The organism is Caballeronia glebae (genome assembly GCF_001545035.1).
Taxonomy (GTDB): domain Bacteria; phylum Pseudomonadota; class Gammaproteobacteria; order Burkholderiales; family Burkholderiaceae; genus Caballeronia; species Caballeronia glebae.
This window is the reverse complement of sequence record NZ_FCOJ02000047.1, coordinates 1-18275: the sequence shown is the minus strand read 5'-3', so window position 1 is coordinate 18275 and position 18275 is coordinate 1. Positions and strand designations below refer to the sequence as shown.

Below are 18275 nucleotides of genomic sequence, written 5' to 3'. Positions count from 1 at the left end.
CATGCTATGAACGCGTTGGGACCGTGTCGCCTAGACGCGCCGAGAAATAATCGCGCAGCACCGCGATCATTCCGTCGAGCTCCGTCGGTTTCACGAAATAGCCATTGAAGCCCGTGCGTTGCGCGCGCCTCAAATCCTCAGGGTCCGTGCAGCTCGTATGCGCGATCAGCAGCATCGACAAATCGATTGCGCGGATCGCCTCGGCCGCTTCCCAGCCGTCGCCGAGCGGCATCATCAGATCGAGCAGCACCACGCCCGGCCGCCATTTGCGCGCGAGCGTCACGGCGTCGAGACCCGTGTGCACCGCGCGCACGGTGAAATCGGCGTCTTCGAGCGCGAGGCAAATCGCGCGCGTCGCGTCCATATCGTCATCGGCGATGAGCACGCGCGGCTCGTCGTAGCACATCGCGCTTGGCGGAATATGCCACAGCGCTTGCGAAGAAACACGGTCGTGTCGTTGCATCGTTCAGGCCTCGGAATGAACGGAGATGACAGCAACGATCGTTCCCTCGCGGGCCCCGGGAGCGCATCGTCAGGCGGCGCGCGGCCGGCCGACGTTACACTTCGGGAATACCCGCTGGCTGTCGCGGCGCGCCGATGCACCGTCGCCGTGCAGGATCTGCATCGCCGTCGCGTGAGCGTCGACGATGGTGCATACATCCCCAAGATGAGAGGCTAATCGATGTTCGTCGTGTATTGGCTTGGCGGCAACCCTAACGTCGAAGGCGCGGCCTGCTACAAGCGCTTCGACGAAAACGCGCTCGCCGAAGCGCTGCGTTTCGCGGAAGACCTGCGCCGCCGCCAGTCCGACGGCGAGTCCATTGGCTTCGTCACGCTATGCAGTGAAAATCCGCATTCGGTCGGCAAGCCCGGCGTTGCCGATCCACCCGCCGACTACGACTGGAAAAAGCGCAGACCTTAGTTTTGCGCGGTCGCGGCGGCGTCGTCCTGCCATCCGCCGTCGAGCGACTTGTACACGGCGATGAGATCGGTCGTCACGTTGACCGTCGATTGATTGCGCGAGTTGCTCGCGCGTCTGTGCAAGCTTCCGTTCGGCGTCGAGCACGCGCGACTTCCGATTCGAGCGACACGAGCGCATCGTTGCGGCTTTCGATCTCGGCCTGCGTCTGCGCATTCGCCGATCCCACGATGCATCGAAGCCGTCCTGAAAGAGCGTGACCGGTCGGGTCGCGGAATCGATGCGTTCGCGCCGAAGCCGTCGCACCTGTCGTACACGCCTTGCGATTCGAGCAGAGACGCTTCGTGTGTGCGCCGTGGCGGGAATCCGCGCGACGCGCGTTTCAACGCGAGCGCGTCCTTCTTAAATTCCTTTGTAAAAGACGCGGCGTCGTGTGCTCATTCGGAGCTAACTCTGCGCGCCGATCATCCGGTCTGAGCGAAACGAAACGGAACGGAGACTCATCATGTACAAGCACATTCTCGTCGCGGTAGGCACGAGCCTCAGCGAAAGCGCCCTGACCACGGCCATCACGCGCGCCCGCGACTGCAACGCGCGGCTGACCGCGTTGCATATCGTCGATCAGACGCCGTGGTGGGCCATCGTTACCGCCGACAGCAATCCGGGCGAAACGCTCGACGTCATCGAGGACCACGCGCGCGCCGTCACGCGCTACGCGGCGCGGCTGATCGAAAGCGCGGGCATCGACGGCATCGCGCGCAGCGTCACGCAGCCGCTCGACGGCACGAGCGTCGGCGCACTGATCGCGCGGGAGGCGAAAGCGGCGGGCGCGGACCTCATCGTGCTCGGCGGCGAGGCCGACACCGCGTGGCGGCACGGCGAAGCGCGACTGCGCGACGTGGTCTGCTCGCACGCCCGATGCGACGTGCTGATCGCGGCGCACGCAGCGGCGCAACTTCCCGCGGACCGGGAAATGGATGCGGTCGAGGCGCGCTTCGCCGCGTCACCGGGCCATGCGGACGCGCGCCGCTCGCATCGTCAAAGCGCGCCGCGCAAGTGAGCCGCGAGCTGGACGATGCCGATCGAAATCTGCTTTTCGCGTTTCGGATCGAGCCGGCCGACCGGCACGCTCGTCGATACCGCGACGCGCTTGCCCGCCGGCGTCATCCCGACGTAAGCCGCGAAGCACGCAAGACCTTCGGCGACTTCCTCACGCTCGATCGCGAGGCCGCTCGCGCGAATCGACGCGAGTTCGCGCAACAACGCCGCGCGCCGCGTGATGGTGCGCGGCGTCACCGCTTCGAGACGCTCGGGAAGGCGCTCGCTCACGGCTTCGTCGGTCATTCCGGCGAGCAGCGCCTTGCCGAGCGCGCAGCAATGCGCGGGCAGGCGCGAACCGAGATCCGACACGAGCCGCACCGGGCGATGCGCATCTTCGCGCGCGATATACACCACCTGCACACCGTCGAGCACCGCGAGTTGCACGACCTCGTTGTGCTTGTTGATGAACGCGCCCGCGCCGTCGCGAAACGCGGCTTGCAGCTTGTCGTGCCGCACGTAGGCGTTGCCGAGTTCGAAGAGGCCGACGCCGATCATGTAGCCGTCGTCGCGTTTTTCGATCCATTGCATGCGCGCGAGCGTTTCCAGCATCAGATAAAGCGTGCTGCGCGAGAGTCCGGTGCGTTCGGCGAGCGCGGCTGCGCGCACCGGTTTCGCGGCGGCGGCCAGGGCTTCGAGAATGTCGTTTGCGCGGCGCAGCGCGGGGACGTCGTAAGTTTTTTCCATGCACGAATATTCCAACAGGCTGGACATTCAATCAACCCGATGGACACATCAGGACACGCGGGCTACGATCGGCATTCCTTTTCCGCCCTTCATTCGCATTCATGCAAACCGTCAACGTCTCCTCCTGTCTGCCCGAAGATCTCGCCGACGCCGTGCTGATCGGCCGCGTCTGGCGTCCCGCGCCCGTGAACGGTCCCGCCGTCGTCGCGGTGCGCCGGGGCGAAGTATTCGACATCACGCGCGCCGCGCCGACCACCGCCGATCTCTTCGACAACGCCGACGCGCTCGACATCGCCCGCAACGCCGAAGGCGAGCATCTCGGCAACGTTCAGGACCTGCTGCAAGCGACGCTCGACGCATCCGCCGACGGCCCGCGCCTGCTCGCGCCCTGCGACGTGCAGGCGGTGAAGGCGTGCGGCGTCACGTTCGCGGTGAGCTTGCTGGAGCGCGTGATCGAGGAACAGGCGGGCGGCGACGCGAGCCGCGCGCAGGAAGTGCGCGACACGATCACCAAGCTGATCGGCGCGGATCTTTCGAAGATCAAGCCGGGTTCCGAAAGCGCGGCGAAGCTGAAGGCCGAGCTGGAGCGCCGTGACGCGTGGTCGCAATACATGGAAGTGGGCATCGGGCCGGACGCGGAAGTGTTCTCGAAGTCGCAGCCGATGTCGTCGGTCGGATTCGGCGCGGATGTCGGCCTGTATCCGACCTCGAAATGGAACAACCCGGAACCGGAAATCGTGCTCGCGGTGAATGCGCGCGGCGAGATCGTCGGCGCGACGCTCGGCAACGACGTCAATCTGCGCGATATCGAAGGCCGTAGCGCGCTGTTGCTGGGCAAGGCGAAGGACAACAACGCGTCGTGCGCGATCGGCCCGTTCGTGCGTCTTTTCGACGAACGCTTCACGCTGGATTCGGTGCGCGCCACGAGCTTGTCGCTGCGCATCGAAGGCGCGGACGATGGCTTCGTGCTCGACGGCGTGAGCCACATGAGCGAAATCAGCCGCGATCCCGCCGATCTCGTCACGCAGACGCACGGCGCGCATCATCAGTATCCGGACGGCTTCATGCTGTTTCTCGGCACGATGTTCTCGCCGATCAAGGACCGCGACACCGAAGACGGCGGTTTCACGCATCATCTCGGCGATGTCGTGACCATCTCGACGCCGAGTCTCGGCGCGCTCGTCAATACGGTGAGGTTGTCGACCGAAATCGAGCCGTGGACGTTCGGCGTGCGCGCGTTGTATCGAAGTCTCGCCGCGCGCGGATTGGTTTAAGGCGGTCTAGGAAGCCCCGAACCGGAACCCTTTCGCCTGCGCTTTCGTCACCAGTTGCACCGGCGTTTCCATATACGGCGACAAATCCATTTGCCGCCGCTTTTCGAGCAGCGCCTTCACCGCGACATCCAAGCCGAACACCGCCTGCCGCGCGCCGAATTGCTCGACCGTCGCGAGCAGGCGTGCGTCGTCGAGCATCGGTTGCACGGCGTCGATGTTGTTGTAGCCCGTCACCAGCACGCGGCCGTTTTTTCCGGCGATGCGGATCGCGTCGATCGCGCCCATCGCGATGTTGTCGTTCGCGCAGAGCAGGCCGCGCACGTCCGGATGCGCGTAGAGCATTTCCAGCGCGCTCGCCTTGCCGCTCGCCGCCGTCCAGTCGCCGCTGTCCACGGCGGCGATGCGCATGCCCGCCGCGTTCATCGACTCCGTGAAGCCGAGCGTGCGCTGCTGCGCGTTGCGATCGTTCGGCGGCCCGCCGATGATGCCGACTTCATCTCCCGTCTTCAGCTTCGAACCGAGATACGCGCCGACGAGCTTCGCCCCGCGCCGGCTGTCCGGCCCGACGAACGGAATCGTGACGCGCGCCGCGTCCTGCGCGGCTTCGTCGAACGGATTGTCGATCGCGATCACGATGATGCCCGCCGCGATCGCCTTCTCCGCCACGGGCAGCAACGCCTTCGAATCGGCGGGCGCGATGACGATGGCGCTGACTTTCGTATCGATGAACGTCTCGACGATGTGAATCTGCCCGGCGACGTCGTTGTCGGTGAGCGTGCCGTTCGTCGTGAGATCGAGTTGCGATGCGTAATGGCGCTGATAGTTGCGCGCGCCGTCGATCATCGACACGACGAACGGATCGCCGAGCGACTTCAGCACGAGCGCGACGGTCGCTTTATCCGATGCCGCGCGCACGTCGCGCACGCGTGCGAATGCGCACGCGCTCAAGGCGCACGCGGCAAGCAGGCGGCGGCGGACAAGGCTCGTCATGAATTTTGAGACAGATGAAAACGTCTCATTGTAGACGCAGGCGCCCGGCCGCCAGTAACGCCAAATTGTTAGCGCGCCGCCGCTTCCGCGAGCGCGGCCACGCCGCTGACGGGCTGCATCAGGCTGGCATCGAGTCCGTGACGCGCTTGCAGATAATCCGGCGCGTTATAGGAAAGCCACGCGCGGCCGTCCGCGTCTTCCCACGCCAGCGCCTTGAGCGGCAAGTCGAGCGCTGCCGTCGGCACGGCCTGCATCAGCGGCGTGCCCGCGCGCGGATTGCCGAACACGAGCAACTGGCTTGGCGGCATGGCAAGGCCGGCGCGCGCGGCGTCGCCGCTGAAGTCGATACGCGCGAAAAGCATCAGCCCGCGCGCGCGGATCAGCGCCTCCAGTTTGTCCGCGGTCGCGACGGCGCCGTGCGCGCTCGCGATCGTGACGACGCCGTTATCCGCAGAGTCAACGCTCATCGCGCTGTCTCGCGCTTCGTCCACGCGAGCGCGATGAACGCCGTGCACAGCGCTTCCATGCCGAGCGCGTCTTCGTCGTCGAAGCGGTTCGGCACCGGGCTATCGACGTCCCATACGCCGATCAGCGTGCCGTCGCTCGCGACGAGCGGCACGACGATCTCGGAGCGCGACGCCGAATCGCAGGCGATATGGCCGGGAAACGCGTGCACGTCCGGCACGACCTGCGTGCGCCGATCGCGCGCGGCCGTGCCGCAAACGCCGCGTCCGAGCGCGATGCGCACGCACGCCGGCTTGCCCTGAAACGGCCCGACGACGAGTTCGGCGCCGTCGAACAGGTAGAAGCCGGCCCAGTTCAGATCGGGTAGCGCATGAAAGATCAGCGACGAGAAATTCGCGGCATTGGCGATGAAGTCGGTTTCATCGGCGATGAGCGCGCGCGCTTGCTGAAGCAGATCGTCGTATTGCACGGCCTTGCTGGCGTGCGTGGCCTGGGAGATCGAAAACATGGCAACAGCGAACGAGTTGTCGAAAAGTGTCGCAGACGATAGCACATCGATTCGCCCGGCGCTTCGCGCGCGCCGCGCGTCGAAAGTTGATTCATCGGGGCTTGAAAGCTCGTCGCAAAAGCATCGGCGCGCAGCTTGGAACTGCTGATTGCATCGCCTAGTGTGAAAGCTCACCGGGTCCGTGATTTGCGGTGGTCGGGCATCGTGCCTCACGCATCCGTCTTTTCAAAAAACGCTTAAACAGCCGCTCCGGGATTTCCCTCCTTTACTTCGACGCGCCGTCGTTCTTAAATAAATCAACTTGATTTAATTAATGGCCACGACTCGATGGCCGGCTATTTCGGAGACAGCGCGTGAAATCCCCAAGCGGCAGAGGCAGCAATTCCGCGAACGTGCGCCGGTACAACGAGCGCCTGCTCCTGCAGGCGCTGCGGCGCGCCGAGCCGGCGTCGAAGGCCGATCTCGCCCGTCACGCGAATCTGACGAGCACGGCGGTCGGAAGCATCGTGGAGTCGCTCGAAAATGCGGGACTGATCGAATACACCGGACGCCGCATCGAAGGCCAGCGCGGACAGCCCGCGTCGCTGATCCGGCTCGATCCGCGCGGCGCGTTCGGTATCGGCGTGCGACTGGACCGCACGGGAATCGAGACGGTGCTCGTGAATTTCGCCGGCGACGTGCTCGCCCGCAGCGCACTCGACGCCGTGCTACCGCACCCTTCCGAAGTCGTCAAAATCGTTCAACGCGATGTTAAAAGCATGCTTCGCCTGCTTTCCGCGCCTGAGCGCGAGCGGCTGACGGGCGTCGGCGTTGCGCAGCCGTTCAATCTCGGCAGTTGGCTGCGCGAACTCGGGCTGCCCGCCGAGCGTTTTCGCGCGTGGGACGAGACGGATTTCGCCGACGAACTCGGCCGCGCGCTTTCGCTGCCGGTCTTCAGCGAAAACGACGGCAACGCCGCCGCGACCGCCGAATTGTTCTACGGCCACGGCCGCAGTTGCGACGACTTCGTTTATCTCTTTCTCGGCTCGGCAATCGGCGGCGGCATCGCGATCAACGGCGACTGTCTGCGCGGCGCGTCGGGCAATGCAGGCGACATCGGCGTGATTCCGGTGCCGCCGAGCCGCCTGCCCTCCGCGCCGCAGCCTAACGGCCAGTGGGACATTCTGCTGTCGCGCGCGTCGCTGAACGCGCTCGTGCGGCATCTGAACTACTGCGGCGCGGCGGCGGACAACCGCATCGACTTGCAGGCCTGCATCGAGCGAAGTCTTCCCGCCGTCGACGAATGGATCGACGACTGCATCGAGGCGCTCGCGCCCGCCCTGCGCGCGACGCTCTGCGTGCTCGACGTGCCGATGGTCGTGATCGATTCCGACATCGACGGCGGCCTGCTCGACAAGCTCGTCGAACGCCTCTCAAAGACGCTCGCCGCCAACGCGCCCGAAGCGCGCGGCACCCCGACGCTCGTGCGCGGCTCCTTCGGCCCGGATGCGGGCGCGATCGGCGCGGCCACGCTACCGATGTTCTTCAACTTCTCACCGCGCGCGGCGATCCGCCACGCGGGCATCAAACCGCAGGAGGTGAACCATGCCGCATGATGCTTCCAGCCGACCGCCGCTTCTCGAAATGCGCGGCATCAGCAAGACCTTTCCCGGCGTGCGCGCGTTGAACGACGTGCGTCTGTCGGTCTATCCCGGCGAAGTCCATTCGCTGATGGGCGAAAACGGCGCGGGCAAGTCCACGCTGATGAAAATCCTCTCGGGCGCGTATCAGGCCGATCCGGGCGGGCAAATCCTGATCGACGGCAAGACCGTCGTCATCGATGGGCCGCTCGCCGCGCGCGCGCTCGGCGTCGCGGTGATCTATCAGGAACTGAGCCTCGCGCCGAATCTTTCGGTCGCGGAGAACATTTATGCGGGGCGCGAACTCCGGCGCGGCAGGTTGGTCGATCGCCGGGGCATGGAGCACGGTTGCCAGGACGTGCTGAAGCGTCTCGGCGCGAACTTCAAGCCGCATACGCTCGTCGGCGATCTGTCGATCGCGGAGCGGCAACTCGTCGAAATCGCACGCGCCGTGCACGCCCATGCGCGCATCCTCGTGATGGACGAGCCGACCACGCCGCTGTCCTCGCGCGAAACCGATCGTCTGTTCGAGCTCGTGCGGCAACTGCGCGAGGAAGGCATCGCGATCATCTACATCAGTCACCGGATGGCAGAGATTTACGAGCTGAGCGATCGCGTTTCCGTGCTGCGCGACGGCGCCTACGTCGGCACGCTGATGCGCGAAGAACTCTCCGCCGACAGCCTCGTCAAGATGATGGTCGGGCGCGACATCTCGGGCTTCTACAAGAAGCAGCACGCGCCTTACGATCCGGGCAACGTCGTGCTTTCCGTGCGCGATCTGGCCGACGGCAATCGCGTGAAAGGATGCAGCCTCGATCTGCACAAGGGCGAAGTGCTGGGCATCGCGGGACTCGTCGGCGCGGGGCGCACGGAATTCGCGCGGCTGATCTTCGGCGCGGAAGAAAAAACGCGCGGCGAAGTATCGATGCACGGCAAGCCCGTGAAACTGCGCACGCCGCGCGACGCGATCGACGCCGGTCTCGTCTATCTGACGGAAGACCGCAAGGGCCAGGGCCTTTTCCTCGACATGAGCGTGCGCGACAACATCAACATCACCATCGCCGGACGCGATGCGAAAGCGGGCGTGATGGACCTCGCGCGCGGCAACACGCGCGCGAAGGACGCGATCGCCGCGCTCACCATCCGCGTGCCGAACATGCGCGTGAACGTGGGCGCGCTATCGGGCGGCAATCAACAGAAAGTGCTGCTGTCGCGGCTGCTCGAAACCCAGCCCGAAGTGCTGATTCTCGACGAGCCGACGCGCGGCGTCGATATTGGAGCCAAGTCGGAGATTTATCGAATCATCAACGATCTGGCGCGCTCGGGCGTCGGCGTTATCGTCATTTCGAGCGAGCTACCCGAAGTGATCGGCGTGGCGGACCGCGTGCTCGTGATGCGTGAAGGCGAAATCGCGGGTGAACTCGGCGGCCATTCGGGCAAGCCGATTTCGCAGGAAGGGATCATCGAACTGGCGACGGGCTCGAAGGTCGCGCTCGATCAGGCGGCTTAAAAGATATCTGGAGAGAGACATGGCTAACACGACGAAACACGACGAAACAGGCAGCGCGCCGGTTAAGACGGCCGAGAGCGTATCGCAGCGGCAGAACCGAATCGAGCATCGCGAACGCATGCAGGTGCTGATGCGCACCGCCGGCATGCTGCCCGTGCTGATCCTGCTGTGCATCGGCTTCGGCGTCGGCACCGATGGCTTCTTCAGTCTTCAGAATCTGTCGATCGTCACGCAGCAGGCATCGATCAACATCGTGCTCGCGGCGGGCATGACCTTCGTGATTCTGACGGGCGGCATCGACTTGTCGGTCGGCTCGATTCTGTCGGCGGGCGCGGTCGCCGCGCTGCTCGCATCGAACATTCCGGGCTGGGGATGGCTCGGCATTCCGGCGGCGCTCGCGGTCGGTCTCGGCTTCGGCGTCATCAACGGTTTGCTGATCTCGCTGCTCAAGCTGCCGCCGTTCATCGTGACGCTCGGCTCGCTGACCGCGGTGCGCGGCATCGCGCGGCTCATCGGGCACGACACGACGATCTTCAATCCGCAACTGTCGTTCGCGTTCATCGGCAACGACACGCTGCTCGGCGTGCCCTGGCTCGTGATCATCGCGCTGCTCGTCGTGGCCGTGTCGTGGTTCATCCTGCGCCGCACAGTGCTCGGTCTGCGCATCTATTCGGTCGGCGGCAATCCCGAAGCGGCGCGTCTTTCCGGTATCAAGGTGTGGGGCATCGAGCTTTTCGTCTACGCGATTTCGGGCTTGCTCGCGGGCCTCGGCGCGGTGATGTCGGCGGCGCGTCTTTATGCGGCCAACGGCTTGCAGCTCGGCCAGTCGTATGAACTCGACGCCATCGCGGCGGTGATTCTCGGCGGCACGAGTTTCGTCGGCGGCGTGGGTTCGATCGTCGGCACGCTGGTGGGCGCGCTCATCATCGCGGTCTTGAGCAACGGCCTCGTGCTGCTCGGCGTGTCGGATATCTGGCAGTACATCATCAAGGGCCTCGTGATCATCGGCGCGGTGGCGCTCGATCGTTACCGTCAGCGCGGCTCGGCTCGCACCTGAATTTTCATCGATCATCCGGGCGCTTGCAGGTCCGCTCGCGCCCGCCCCTATACCAACGGACCAACCTGGAGACAACAACATGCGCAAGCACAATAAGCTTTTCGCCAGCGTCGCACTCGCCCTCGGTTTCACCCTGTCGCTATCCGCGCACGCCGCCGACAAGCAATTGAAGTCGGTCGGCATCACGGTCGGCTCGCTCGGCAATCCGTACTTCGTCACGATCACGAAGGGCGCGGAAGCCAAAGCGAAGGCGATCAATCCGAACGCCAAGGTGACAGCGGTGTCGTCGGATTACGACATGAACAAGCAGTTCACGCAGATCGACAACTTCATCTCGGCGCACGTCGACATCATCCTGCTGAACGCCGTCGATCCGAAAGCGATCGAGCCGGCGGTGAAGAAGGCGCAGAAGGCGGGCATCGTCGTGGTCGCGGTGGACGTCGCGGCGGCCGGCGCGGACGCGACCGTGCAGACCAACAACGTGCAGGCAGGCGAAATCTCCTGCGATTTTCTGGCGAAGAAGCTCAACGGCAAGGGCAACGTGGTGATCGAGAACGGGCCGCAGGTTTCGGCGGTGATCGATCGCGTGAAGGGCTGCAAGAGCGTGCTCGCGAAGAATCCGGGCATCAAGATTCTCTCCGACGATCAGGACGCGAAAGGCTCGCGCGAAGGCGGCATGAACGCGATGCAGGGTTATCTGACGCGGTTCCCGAAGCTCGACGGCGTGTTCGCGATCAACGATCCGCAAGCGATCGGCACGGACCTCGCGGCGAAGCAACTGCATCGGAACAATATCGTGATCACGTCGGTGGATGGCGCGCCCGATATCGAAACGGCGCTCAAGTCCGACACGATGGTTCAGGCATCGGCGAGTCAGGACCCATGGGCGATGGCGCAGCAGGCGGTGAGCGTCGGCTACGATCTGATGAACGGAAAGAAGCCGGCCAACGCGACGATTCTGTTGCCCTCGACGCTCGTCACGCGCGAGAACATTGGCAGCTACAAGGGATGGTCGTCGCCGCGTTGAGCGCGGTCGCCGTTATTTGATCGGCACCACGCGCAGCGCGCTCGGCTTGTCCGGCGCGCTCGACCGGTCCACCGCGAGCAACCGGTTGCGCGCGACGTCCACCGCGACGCCGCGCGGCGATTCGAAACCGTCCGCGACGACCGTCGCGTGGCCGCGCTTCGAAAAGCTGCATACGGCGTGCGCGCCGCATTTCGTGTAAAGCCTGCCGTCGGGCGTCGCGGCCATCAGGTCGGGCGATTCGACGGTCGCGAAGACATCGCTCGCGGGCACGGGCGCGCTCGCCGCCCGCGCCGCCTGCAGATCCACTTTGTAGATGCGATTCGCGGCCTGATCGCTGATGTAGAGCATGTCGCCGACCGTCGCGAGTCCGACCGGCTTGCCCAATCCGGTGACGATATCGCGCTCGATCACCTGTCGCGGCGCCGTGCCGCGCGTAATCACGCTCACGCCGCCTTCGGGGGGCGCGCTGCCCTCTTTCATGAACCAGCTCGACACGAACGTGCCGCCGTCGAGCACGAGCAAGCCCAGACGCCGGCGCGCGGAATTCGTGTCCGACGCGAGCGCGACCTGACCGCTCGGCGCGACATCGTAGATTGCGGCGGACGTTCCGAAACCGAATTGCTCGACGAGCAGATGACCGTTCGGCGCGAACGCGATCTGGCTCAAGCTCGTGCGCTCTTTCTCGGCTGCCGGAATGCGCGCGTAGAGCGAGAACGCGGGCGCGTCGTCTTCGCCGATATGCGTGGTCATCACGATGGCATTGGTTCGGTCGTCGGTGACGAACACGGCGCCGTCCGATTCGCGCACGGCGACGCCGTTGGGCGTGCCCGCGAGCGGCACGTTCTGCACCGCAGCGCCCGGCGCGACCGATCCGCACGCCGCGAGGAACAACGTGGTTGCGATTGCCGCCATCAGCCGACGCTTCATGCGCTTCTCCCGTCGATTGTCCGTCGATATTCCGTCGATGAGCCCAAGGCGATGGCGTCGGGCCGGACGATCAATATAGCGCAGACACGGTATCGCTCACGGCAGCACGCGCGGTCACTTTCAGGCGCCTGACACGGGCATTTCGCGCCTTCGCGAAACGATCGGTCAATCGGGCGAGGCGTCGTATCCGCGCTTGAAAGCGGACGAACCCGCAGGCCTCTCCGATGCGGCGAGCCGTTGCAGCGTAACGAGCCCGACGAGCGCGAGCGCAAGGCCCAGCATGAAGTCGGCGTGTACGCCCGCACGGTCGACGATTGTGCCGCCCACCGCCGAACCGACTGCGATCGCGACCTGAATGATGCTCACGAACATCGCCGAACCCGCTTCCGGCAGGTCCGCCGTGCCGCGCTGAATCCACACGCTGAAACACAGCGGCAGCGCGCCGAACGCGATGCCCCAAAGCAGCATTCCCGCCGTTTCGCCGATGGCCGAATGTTCGAGCAGCAACATGGACGAGATCGCGCCGAGCAACAACAACACCATCACCGCGACGGACTTCTTGAGATGAGTGGATACCGCCATCGACATCAACGCATTCGAAAAGAAACCGATGAGCCCGAATCCGAAAAGCAGCAGCGTGATGGCGCTCAGGGAGAAATCCTGTTCGAGCAGCGGCGCGATGTAGGTGTAGGTCGAAAAATGCGCGCCGAAAACGAGCGCGACCATCAGCATGCTCAACCGCGTGTGTGGCCGTGCGAGCAGCTTCCTGAAATCGGCGATGCGCAGTGCCGACGCCGACGGCAACGAAGGCACGAGAAGCGCCTGCGCGACCAGCGCCACCGCAACCAGTCCCGCGGTCGCCGCGAACGAGAGACGCCACGATGCGAACGACGCGATGAACGTTCCGAGCGGCACGCCGATGACGGTCGCAAAGGTCACGCCGGCGAGAATGGTCGCGGTCGCCTTGGCCGCGTCTTTTGCCTGCACGAGTCGCGGCGCGGCAGCGGTCGCCAGCGTCCAGAAACCGCCCAGCGCGGCGCCGAGCAAAGCGCGCCCGGTCAACATGACGGGAAGACTGTTCGCGACGGCGCTCACGAGATTCGCGACGAGGAGCACCGCCGTGAGAAGCAGGAAGACATGGCGGCGATCCATGCGGCCCGCGCCGACGATGAGCGTCGGCGCGAATATGGCGGCCATGACGCCTGGCGTCGTCACCATGAGGCCCGCGACGCCGGTCGACACGCCGAGGTCGTGTGCGATTTGCGGCAGTAATCCGACCGGCAGGAATTCGGCGGTCACGAACGCGAACGCGCTCACGGCCACGGCAATGACGGCGAGCCATTGACGCATCGACGTCGGATCTCCTTGCGACGACGCCGCAACGGATGGTGTATCGATTTGCATGATGGCATTGGTGCGAGATTGGAGTCCCAGACTTTAAGCGCGGTTGCGCGCGGGAAAAAGCATCGGGACTTGAACAGACTTGCCGGCGCGGCCGAACAATGTCCGCGCAAAAGAATGTGGCGTCGTGAGGCGTTCGAGCGTGCTCGCGCTTTCCAGTGGAAAGCGCGAGCACTTCATCGCAACGTGGATGGAAGCCTGTTAAGCGAGCTGGCTCGCTCCGGCCGTATCCAAGCTCAGGCCTGCACGAATGCGAGCAGGTCCGCGTTGAGAACGTCCGCGTTCACGGTCAGCATGCCGTGCGGGAAGCCCGGATACGTTTTCAACGTGCCGTTCTTCAGCAACTCGATGGACTTCAGCGCGGCGTCGGCGATGGGCACGATCTGGTCATCGTCGCCATGCAGAACGAGCGTAGGGACGGAGATCGACTTCAGGTCTTCTGTCTGATCCGTTTCCGAGAACGCCTTGATGCCCTCGTAATGGGCCTTGGCGCTGCCCATCATGCCCTGACGCCACCAGTTCTGAATCACGCCCTGATACACCGTCGCGCCCGGTCGATTGAAGCCGTAGAACGGGCCCGCGGGCACATCGATGAAGAACTGCGCGCGGTTGTCGGCGAGTGCCTTGCGAAAGCCGTCGAAGACCTCGATAGGCAGGCCTTCCGGGTTAGCTTCCGTCTTCAGCATGAGCGGTGGCACCGCACTCACGAGCACCGCCTTCGCGACGCGTCCCGACGGTTCGCCGTGCTTCGCGACATAGCGGGCGACTTCCCCGCCTCCCGTCGAATGGCCGATATGCACCGCGTTCCTGAGATCGAGCGCCTCGACGACCGCGAAGGCGTCGGCGGCGTAGTGGTCCATGTCGTGACCTTCCGAGACTTGCGACGAGCGCCCGTGTCCGCGCCGGTCGTGCGCGACGACGCGATAACCCTTCTGGACGAAAAACAGCATCTGCGCATCCCAGTCGTCCGAAGAAAGCGGCCAGCCATGATGGAAGACGATGGGTTGCGCGTCCTTCGGTCCCCAATCCTTGTAGAAAATTTCGACGTGATCTTTGGTCGTGACGAACGGCATGACAAATCCTCTCTTGTTAAAGGGTATGGAGCAGGACGCCACGCTGGGCGCATCGCTCAGCAGTGACTTCGACGTTCTTGCGGGCGGAACTGGGAGACAACCGGCATTCGACTACGCTTCGCCGGTTCGAGCGCCAGCGGCGGGCGCCCGCCTAGAACAGTACACGTTTGCCGGTTTCGCTGCCGGGATTACCCGCAAGGCATGTCGATTATTCGCGCCCGGAAATGTCATCGGCCAAAGCCCGTAATATAGTCTCGGATATAGCGCGGTTCGCGCGGCCCATGCTTCGAGGAATCATGTCGTCACTGAGCCCAAGTATTGAGAGCAGTTCCTACGTGGAGATCGGCGGCGCGGTGCAGCGGCCGCTCACGCTCGACATCGCCGCATTGCGCGAATTCGAGCGCGCGAGCATCGAGCCGTTCGATCTGGTGTGCTTTTCCACGGGCCGCTACCTTCGTCCGATGGGAAGCTATCGCGGCGTGCAGTTGCGCGTGCTGCTCGACGCCGCGGGCGTGCGCCGCCCGGACAACACCGATTTCAAGCGCACCGTGTTTCTCGCGCACGCGCACGACGGCTATGCCGTGACGTTTTCGTGGCATGAACTCTTCAATACGCCGATCGGCGCGCAGGTGATCATCGCGTATGAATGCGAGGATCGCGAACTCGGCATCGGGGATGGCCTGCCTGTGCTCGTTTCGGGCGCCGACACCGTGCGCGCGCCGCGCCATCTGAAGCGCCTCGTGCGCGTCGATGCGCACGTGCTGGGCGCGTCGCATCGATGAACGCGTCCGCGCGTGCGCTGCTCGCGCACGCGGCAAATCCCGATTCGTCCGATACTGTGCTGTTCGCGCGGCTCATCGGCGCGCGCATCGAATCGAACGATCTGCTTCTGCTCGGACTCGACGCCGGCACATTCTCGGCGCTGGCCAGCCGTCATTTCCCGGGCGCGCCGATGGATCGTCCGCCGGGCGCGATGCACGCCACGCCGCACTGGGCGTTCGTGCGCGATCTGCGCGGACTGCTGATGTGGCACGACCGCTCGGCGACGCGCCATCGGCAGGATGCGCTTTGTCTCGCGACGATCATTTCGGCCGCGTCGCTGCGTCCCGATCACCTGTGGCGCGACTTGGGTCTCGGCGGCCGCGACGACGTCACCGACATGCTCGGCCGCCACTATCCCGATCTCATCGCGCGTAACGTCACGAATATGCGCTGGAAAAAGTTTCTCGCGCAGGAAGTCGCGCACGCGCGGGGCGTCGAGCCGACCTGCGCGCCGGGGTGTCCCGGATGCGAGGATTTCGGATTCTGCTATCCGGAGAACCGATAACGCCGGCACGCCCGCCATGAAACGTCCGTCCGATTTCCTTCGTGTATTCTCTCGGGCATGGCGACGACCCTGAAAACACCGGAAAGCGCATCGGGAACGGACGCGGCGAATCTGCCCGCCGAAGTGCGCTTTCGCATGCGCGTCATGAAAGGCGAGACCATCGCAATCGGTCCGGGCAAGGTTTCGCTGCTCGAAGCGGTGCGCAAGCACGGTTCGATCTCGGCGGCGGCGCGCAGCCTCGACATGTCGTACCGGCGCGCGTGGCTGCTCATCGACGAACTCAATCGCTCGCTCGAATCGCCCGCGACCATTTCCGAGCAAGGCGGACAAAGCGGCGGCGGCTGCGTGCTGACACCCGTCGGCGAGAGCATCGTCCGGCTTTATCGCGATGTCGAAGCGCGGGCGCAAGCCGCGTGCGCCGGACAAATCGAATCGCTCACGCGGTTGCTCAAGCCCTAACCGTGACGTAGGCAGAACGCCGACGGCGGCGGCGCGCTCGGGTGCGTCGCCTGGGCGCTGGCGGTAAGCCGCGCGGCGAACTCCACGAAACTCGCGACGCTCGCCGTGCGCAACGGCGAATATTCCACGCCATGCCGCTCGCAGACACGCTTGAGCATGCTCATCGAATCGTGATCGATGCAATCGACGGGAAACAGCACGACATCCGCGTTCGGCAGCGCGGCCGCGAGCAGGCCCTTGCGATCCTCGATGCCGCCATCGTGCACGATCAACTCCCCGCCCGCGGCCTGCACCAGCGCCTTCAGCACCGCATTCGAATTCGGCCTTCCACCAACATAGACGATGCGCTTGCCGCTCACCCATTCGACGGCGCGTTGTCGTGCATCGGGACGATCGCCAGCATCGAGCGTCGCGCGTTCGAGCGCCGTGCATTCGGCCTGCACGATCTTGAGTAGCGCCTGCGCGTCGCCCAGTTTGTTGCGCAACGCGCGCGTCTCGTCCTCGTCCCGCAGTGCGCGCTGCTCGGCGGCCGCGCGGCGGCTCGTGTGCAGCGCGAGCCGTAATTCGCCGTCTTCGACCTTTTCGCGCAGGCGCTCGACTTCGGCTTCGAGTTGCGCCGTCGACAAATACGCCTTGCGGTCCGCGAGCGCGGCAAGCTGCAGCGCTTGCTCGTTCGACTGTTTAACGCTGGCGTCACGTTCCGCGCTCAATTCGATGAGACGCGCCTGCTGCCGTTCGACTTTTTCCTTGAGTTCCTGATTCTCCGCTTCGAGCGCGACGAGCCGCCGGATATCCGCGCGATTCGCCGCCCCGACCAGATGCGACAGCATATGCAGTTCGCCGAACGCGGACTGGCGCACTTCGATGGTCGCGTGCGGATGCGACATCACCGCCCAATACGCGGGCGGAATATCGCCGGATTTCAACGCATCGTTCCACAAATCGAGCAGCGCCTGCGGATCGCGCGCGGCGTCGAACCGGCGGATCGCACCGGCATAGCGCTCGTCGAGCGCCTTGTTCAGCGCCTTCGCGCCCGCACCGCCCGCAATCGCGAGTTCGACGGAGGCGTGATGAATCTCCAGATCGCTTGCGTGATAGCGGTCGAGATCGGTGAACTTCGGCGCGAGCTTGCGCAGTTCGCCGGTCGAAAGACAGGTGCCGATCACCGAGCAATGCAGATGCGAATCCAGTTCGGCGAGCCGCGCGCGCCGGCGCAACGCGCGCAAATGGGCTTCGCTCGGCTGACAGCAGGCATCGCGTGCGCCAGGCGCGCTCGTGCGGGCGAGTTGAAACGGAGGGGTTTGCATGATCACCTCGTGCTCGATCGGCTGGGCCGGAAGGCGCGTGCTTTCGGGACTTGCGCCGGGTCTTCTCGTCGACGGGTCAATCGATTCGTGCTTCGTAATATACCACCGAATATAACGAGGGCGAAAAACCGGATCGACGAATGCCGAGGGCCACACCGCGCGCGCACGGTCCGCACACGGCGTATCCTTGTGTCCTTCGGCGGGTCGGGCCGGCCGGACGAGGCCGCGTACAGAAGGCACGCCCATCGCGACGCATCGCTCACAAGGAGAATCTGAATGGCCAGGGTTGAAGTCAAGGTTCCGCAACTTTCCGAATCCGTCACCGAAGCGACGATGTTGCCGTGGAAGAAAAATGCGGGCGACGCCGTGGCGCAGGACGAAATCCTCATCGAACTGGAAACGGACAAGGTCGTGCTCGAAGTGCCCGCGCCATCGGCCGGCGCGCTCGTGGAAGTCCTGAAAAAAGCAGGCGACATCGTTCACGCGGATGAAGTGATCGCGGTCATCGATACGGAAGCGAAGGCGTCGGCGTCGGCAGCGGCGCCCGCGCCCGCGCCGGAAAAGCCCGCCGCCGCGCCCGCGCCCGCAGCTGCGGCGGCTCCCACGCCCGCCCCTCAGGTTTCCGGC

At 64.9% G+C, this 18275-nt stretch carries 21 protein-coding genes; 11 read left to right on the top strand and 10 right to left on the bottom strand.

The features are described 5' to 3' along the window. Window positions 1-4 precede the first annotated feature (4 nt). Window positions 5-463, bottom strand: coding sequence for a response regulator (locus AWB82_RS26430; protein ID WP_086972306.1), 459 nt, complete (start codon window positions 461-463; stop codon window positions 5-7). Window positions 464-682: 219 nt separating this feature from the next. On the opposite strand from AWB82_RS26430, the gene AWB82_RS26425 reads away from it, so the two are divergent. Next, complete coding sequence (locus tag AWB82_RS26425) at window positions 683-922, top strand: hypothetical protein (protein ID WP_086972305.1); 240 nt, start codon at window positions 683-685, stop codon at window positions 920-922. Here AWB82_RS26425 and AWB82_RS38890 read toward each other — a convergent pair. Continuing rightward, complete coding sequence (locus AWB82_RS38890; protein ID WP_268811043.1) at window positions 919-1044, bottom strand: hypothetical protein; 126 nt, start codon at window positions 1042-1044, stop codon at window positions 919-921. The two genes, AWB82_RS26425 and AWB82_RS38890, sit on opposite strands and share 4 nt — an antisense overlap. A gap of 380 nt (window positions 1045-1424) precedes the next feature. On the opposite strand from AWB82_RS38890, the gene AWB82_RS26415 reads away from it, so the two are divergent. Next, on the top strand, window positions 1425-1979 hold the full coding sequence (locus AWB82_RS26415; RefSeq protein ID WP_086972304.1) for a universal stress protein: 555 nt from the start codon (window positions 1425-1427) through the stop codon (window positions 1977-1979). Here the strand turns inward: AWB82_RS26415 and AWB82_RS26410 are convergent. Further along, on the bottom strand, window positions 1958-2704 hold the full coding sequence (locus AWB82_RS26410; protein ID WP_086972303.1) for an IclR family transcriptional regulator: 747 nt from the start codon (window positions 2702-2704) through the stop codon (window positions 1958-1960). The genes AWB82_RS26415 and AWB82_RS26410 overlap by 22 nt on opposite strands. A gap of 101 nt (window positions 2705-2805) precedes the next feature. On the opposite strand from AWB82_RS26410, the gene AWB82_RS26405 reads away from it, so the two are divergent. Then, window positions 2806-3978, top strand: coding sequence for a fumarylacetoacetate hydrolase family protein (locus AWB82_RS26405; RefSeq protein ID WP_086972302.1), 1173 nt, complete (start codon window positions 2806-2808; stop codon window positions 3976-3978). A 6-nt stretch (window positions 3979-3984) separates the two neighbouring features. Here AWB82_RS26405 and AWB82_RS26400 read toward each other — a convergent pair whose 3' ends face one another. The 3 genes from AWB82_RS26400 to AWB82_RS26390 all read right to left on the bottom strand — a co-directional run bounded on the left by AWB82_RS26400 (window position 3985) and on the right by AWB82_RS26390 (window position 5941). Beyond that, the gene (locus AWB82_RS26400) at window positions 3985-4968 is read right to left on the bottom strand and encodes a substrate-binding domain-containing protein (RefSeq protein WP_086972301.1); all 984 of its coding nucleotides are present in this window, start codon (window positions 4966-4968) and stop codon (window positions 3985-3987) included. Window positions 4969-5036: 68 nt separating this feature from the next. Then, window positions 5037-5435 (bottom strand): DUF302 domain-containing protein, encoded by a 399-nt coding sequence (locus tag AWB82_RS26395; protein WP_086972300.1) that lies wholly within the window; start codon window positions 5433-5435, stop codon window positions 5037-5039. Next, window positions 5432-5941, bottom strand: a complete 510-nt coding sequence (locus AWB82_RS26390; RefSeq protein ID WP_086972299.1) for a GAF domain-containing protein — start codon at window positions 5939-5941, stop codon at window positions 5432-5434. Before AWB82_RS26390 ends, AWB82_RS26395 begins: the two co-directional genes overlap by 4 nt. Window positions 5942-6294: 353 nt before the next feature. On the opposite strand from AWB82_RS26390, the gene AWB82_RS26385 reads away from it, so the two are divergent. The 4 genes from AWB82_RS26385 to AWB82_RS26370 all read left to right on the top strand — a co-directional run bounded on the left by AWB82_RS26385 (window position 6295) and on the right by AWB82_RS26370 (window position 11154). Then, the gene (locus AWB82_RS26385; protein WP_086972298.1) at window positions 6295-7536 is read left to right on the top strand and encodes an ROK family transcriptional regulator; all 1242 of its coding nucleotides are present in this window, start codon (window positions 6295-6297) and stop codon (window positions 7534-7536) included. Further along, window positions 7526-9070, top strand: coding sequence for a sugar ABC transporter ATP-binding protein (locus AWB82_RS26380; protein ID WP_086972297.1), 1545 nt, complete (start codon window positions 7526-7528; stop codon window positions 9068-9070). Before AWB82_RS26385 ends, AWB82_RS26380 begins: the two co-directional genes overlap by 11 nt. Before the next feature lie 19 nt (window positions 9071-9089). Further along, complete coding sequence (locus tag AWB82_RS26375) at window positions 9090-10127, top strand: ABC transporter permease subunit (protein ID WP_086972296.1); 1038 nt, start codon at window positions 9090-9092, stop codon at window positions 10125-10127. Window positions 10128-10206: 79 nt separating this feature from the next. Beyond that, window positions 10207-11154 carry an ABC transporter substrate-binding protein gene (locus AWB82_RS26370; protein ID WP_096031462.1) on the top strand — a complete coding sequence of 316 codons (948 nt, stop codon included), beginning with the start codon at window positions 10207-10209 and terminating at the stop codon, window positions 11152-11154. A 12-nt stretch (window positions 11155-11166) separates the two neighbouring features. Here the strand turns inward: AWB82_RS26370 and AWB82_RS26365 are convergent, their stop codons facing one another. The 3 genes from AWB82_RS26365 to AWB82_RS26355 form a co-directional block, all read right to left on the bottom strand. After that, window positions 11167-12081: an NHL repeat-containing protein gene (locus AWB82_RS26365; RefSeq protein ID WP_086972295.1), complete on the bottom strand. Its 915-nt coding sequence runs from the start codon at window positions 12079-12081 to the stop codon at window positions 11167-11169. Window positions 12082-12246: 165 nt separating this feature from the next. After that, window positions 12247-13485, bottom strand: coding sequence for an MFS transporter (locus AWB82_RS26360; RefSeq protein ID WP_086972294.1), 1239 nt, complete (start codon window positions 13483-13485; stop codon window positions 12247-12249). A 233-nt stretch (window positions 13486-13718) separates the two neighbouring features. Beyond that, window positions 13719-14555, bottom strand: coding sequence for an alpha/beta fold hydrolase (locus AWB82_RS26355; RefSeq protein WP_086972293.1), 837 nt, complete (start codon window positions 14553-14555; stop codon window positions 13719-13721). Window positions 14556-14851: 296 nt separating this feature from the next. On the opposite strand from AWB82_RS26355, the gene AWB82_RS26345 reads away from it, so the two are divergent. From AWB82_RS26345 to AWB82_RS26335, 3 genes are read left to right on the top strand one after another with little or no spacing between them, the layout of a single operon-like run. Next, window positions 14852-15337 carry a molybdopterin-dependent oxidoreductase gene (locus tag AWB82_RS26345; RefSeq protein ID WP_086972291.1) on the top strand — a complete coding sequence of 162 codons (486 nt, stop codon included), beginning with the start codon at window positions 14852-14854 and terminating at the stop codon, window positions 15335-15337. Beyond that, on the top strand, window positions 15334-15882 hold the full coding sequence (locus tag AWB82_RS26340; protein WP_086972290.1) for a nitrogen fixation protein NifQ: 549 nt from the start codon (window positions 15334-15336) through the stop codon (window positions 15880-15882). Before AWB82_RS26345 ends, AWB82_RS26340 begins: the two co-directional genes overlap by 4 nt. A 57-nt stretch (window positions 15883-15939) precedes the next feature. Beyond that, a complete protein-coding gene (locus AWB82_RS26335; RefSeq protein WP_086972289.1) occupies window positions 15940-16341 on the top strand; it encodes a winged helix-turn-helix domain-containing protein in 402 nt (133 codons plus the stop codon). Here AWB82_RS26335 and AWB82_RS26330 read toward each other — a convergent pair. Next, a complete protein-coding gene (locus AWB82_RS26330; protein ID WP_086972340.1) occupies window positions 16338-17648 on the bottom strand; it encodes a DUF2325 domain-containing protein in 1311 nt (436 codons plus the stop codon). The two genes, AWB82_RS26335 and AWB82_RS26330, sit on opposite strands and share 4 nt — an antisense overlap. A 276-nt stretch (window positions 17649-17924) precedes the next feature. Here AWB82_RS26330 and AWB82_RS26325 point away from each other — a divergent pair. After that, a partial coding sequence (locus AWB82_RS26325) for a biotin/lipoyl-containing protein (protein ID WP_143756862.1) occupies window positions 17925-18275 on the top strand: 351 nt, incomplete at its 3' end.

Coding starts and splice junctions, on each gene's coding strand:
- AWB82_RS26370 (WP_096031462.1), top strand. CDS start 10,207: ATGCGCAAGCACAATAAGCTTTTCGCCAGCGTCGCACTCGCCCTCGGT.
- AWB82_RS26375 (WP_086972296.1), top strand. CDS start 9,090: ATGGCTAACACGACGAAACACGACGAAACAGGCAGCGCGCCGGTTAAG.
- AWB82_RS26425 (WP_086972305.1), top strand. CDS start 683: ATGTTCGTCGTGTATTGGCTTGGCGGCAACCCTAACGTCGAAGGCGCG.
- AWB82_RS26345 (WP_086972291.1), top strand. CDS start 14,852: ATGTCGTCACTGAGCCCAAGTATTGAGAGCAGTTCCTACGTGGAGATC.
- AWB82_RS26355 (WP_086972293.1), bottom strand. CDS start 14,555: ATGCCGTTCGTCACGACCAAAGATCACGTCGAAATTTTCTACAAGGAT.
- AWB82_RS26405 (WP_086972302.1), top strand. CDS start 2,806: ATGCAAACCGTCAACGTCTCCTCCTGTCTGCCCGAAGATCTCGCCGAC.
- AWB82_RS26400 (WP_086972301.1), bottom strand. CDS start 4,968: ATGACGAGCCTTGTCCGCCGCCGCCTGCTTGCCGCGTGCGCCTTGAGC.
- AWB82_RS26395 (WP_086972300.1), bottom strand. CDS start 5,435: ATGAGCGTTGACTCTGCGGATAACGGCGTCGTCACGATCGCGAGCGCG.
- AWB82_RS26365 (WP_086972295.1), bottom strand. CDS start 12,081: ATGAAGCGTCGGCTGATGGCGGCAATCGCAACCACGTTGTTCCTCGCG.
- AWB82_RS26415 (WP_086972304.1), top strand. CDS start 1,425: ATGTACAAGCACATTCTCGTCGCGGTAGGCACGAGCCTCAGCGAAAGC.
- AWB82_RS26430 (WP_086972306.1), bottom strand. CDS start 463: ATGCAACGACACGACCGTGTTTCTTCGCAAGCGCTGTGGCATATTCCG.
- AWB82_RS26410 (WP_086972303.1), bottom strand. CDS start 2,704: ATGGAAAAAACTTACGACGTCCCCGCGCTGCGCCGCGCAAACGACATT.
- AWB82_RS26340 (WP_086972290.1), top strand. CDS start 15,334: ATGAACGCGTCCGCGCGTGCGCTGCTCGCGCACGCGGCAAATCCCGAT.
- AWB82_RS26360 (WP_086972294.1), bottom strand. CDS start 13,485: ATGCAAATCGATACACCATCCGTTGCGGCGTCGTCGCAAGGAGATCCG.
- AWB82_RS26335 (WP_086972289.1), top strand. CDS start 15,940: ATGGCGACGACCCTGAAAACACCGGAAAGCGCATCGGGAACGGACGCG.
- AWB82_RS26330 (WP_086972340.1), bottom strand. CDS start 17,648: ATGCAAACCCCTCCGTTTCAACTCGCCCGCACGAGCGCGCCTGGCGCA.
- AWB82_RS26380 (WP_086972297.1), top strand. CDS start 7,526: ATGCCGCATGATGCTTCCAGCCGACCGCCGCTTCTCGAAATGCGCGGC.
- AWB82_RS26390 (WP_086972299.1), bottom strand. CDS start 5,941: ATGTTTTCGATCTCCCAGGCCACGCACGCCAGCAAGGCCGTGCAATAC.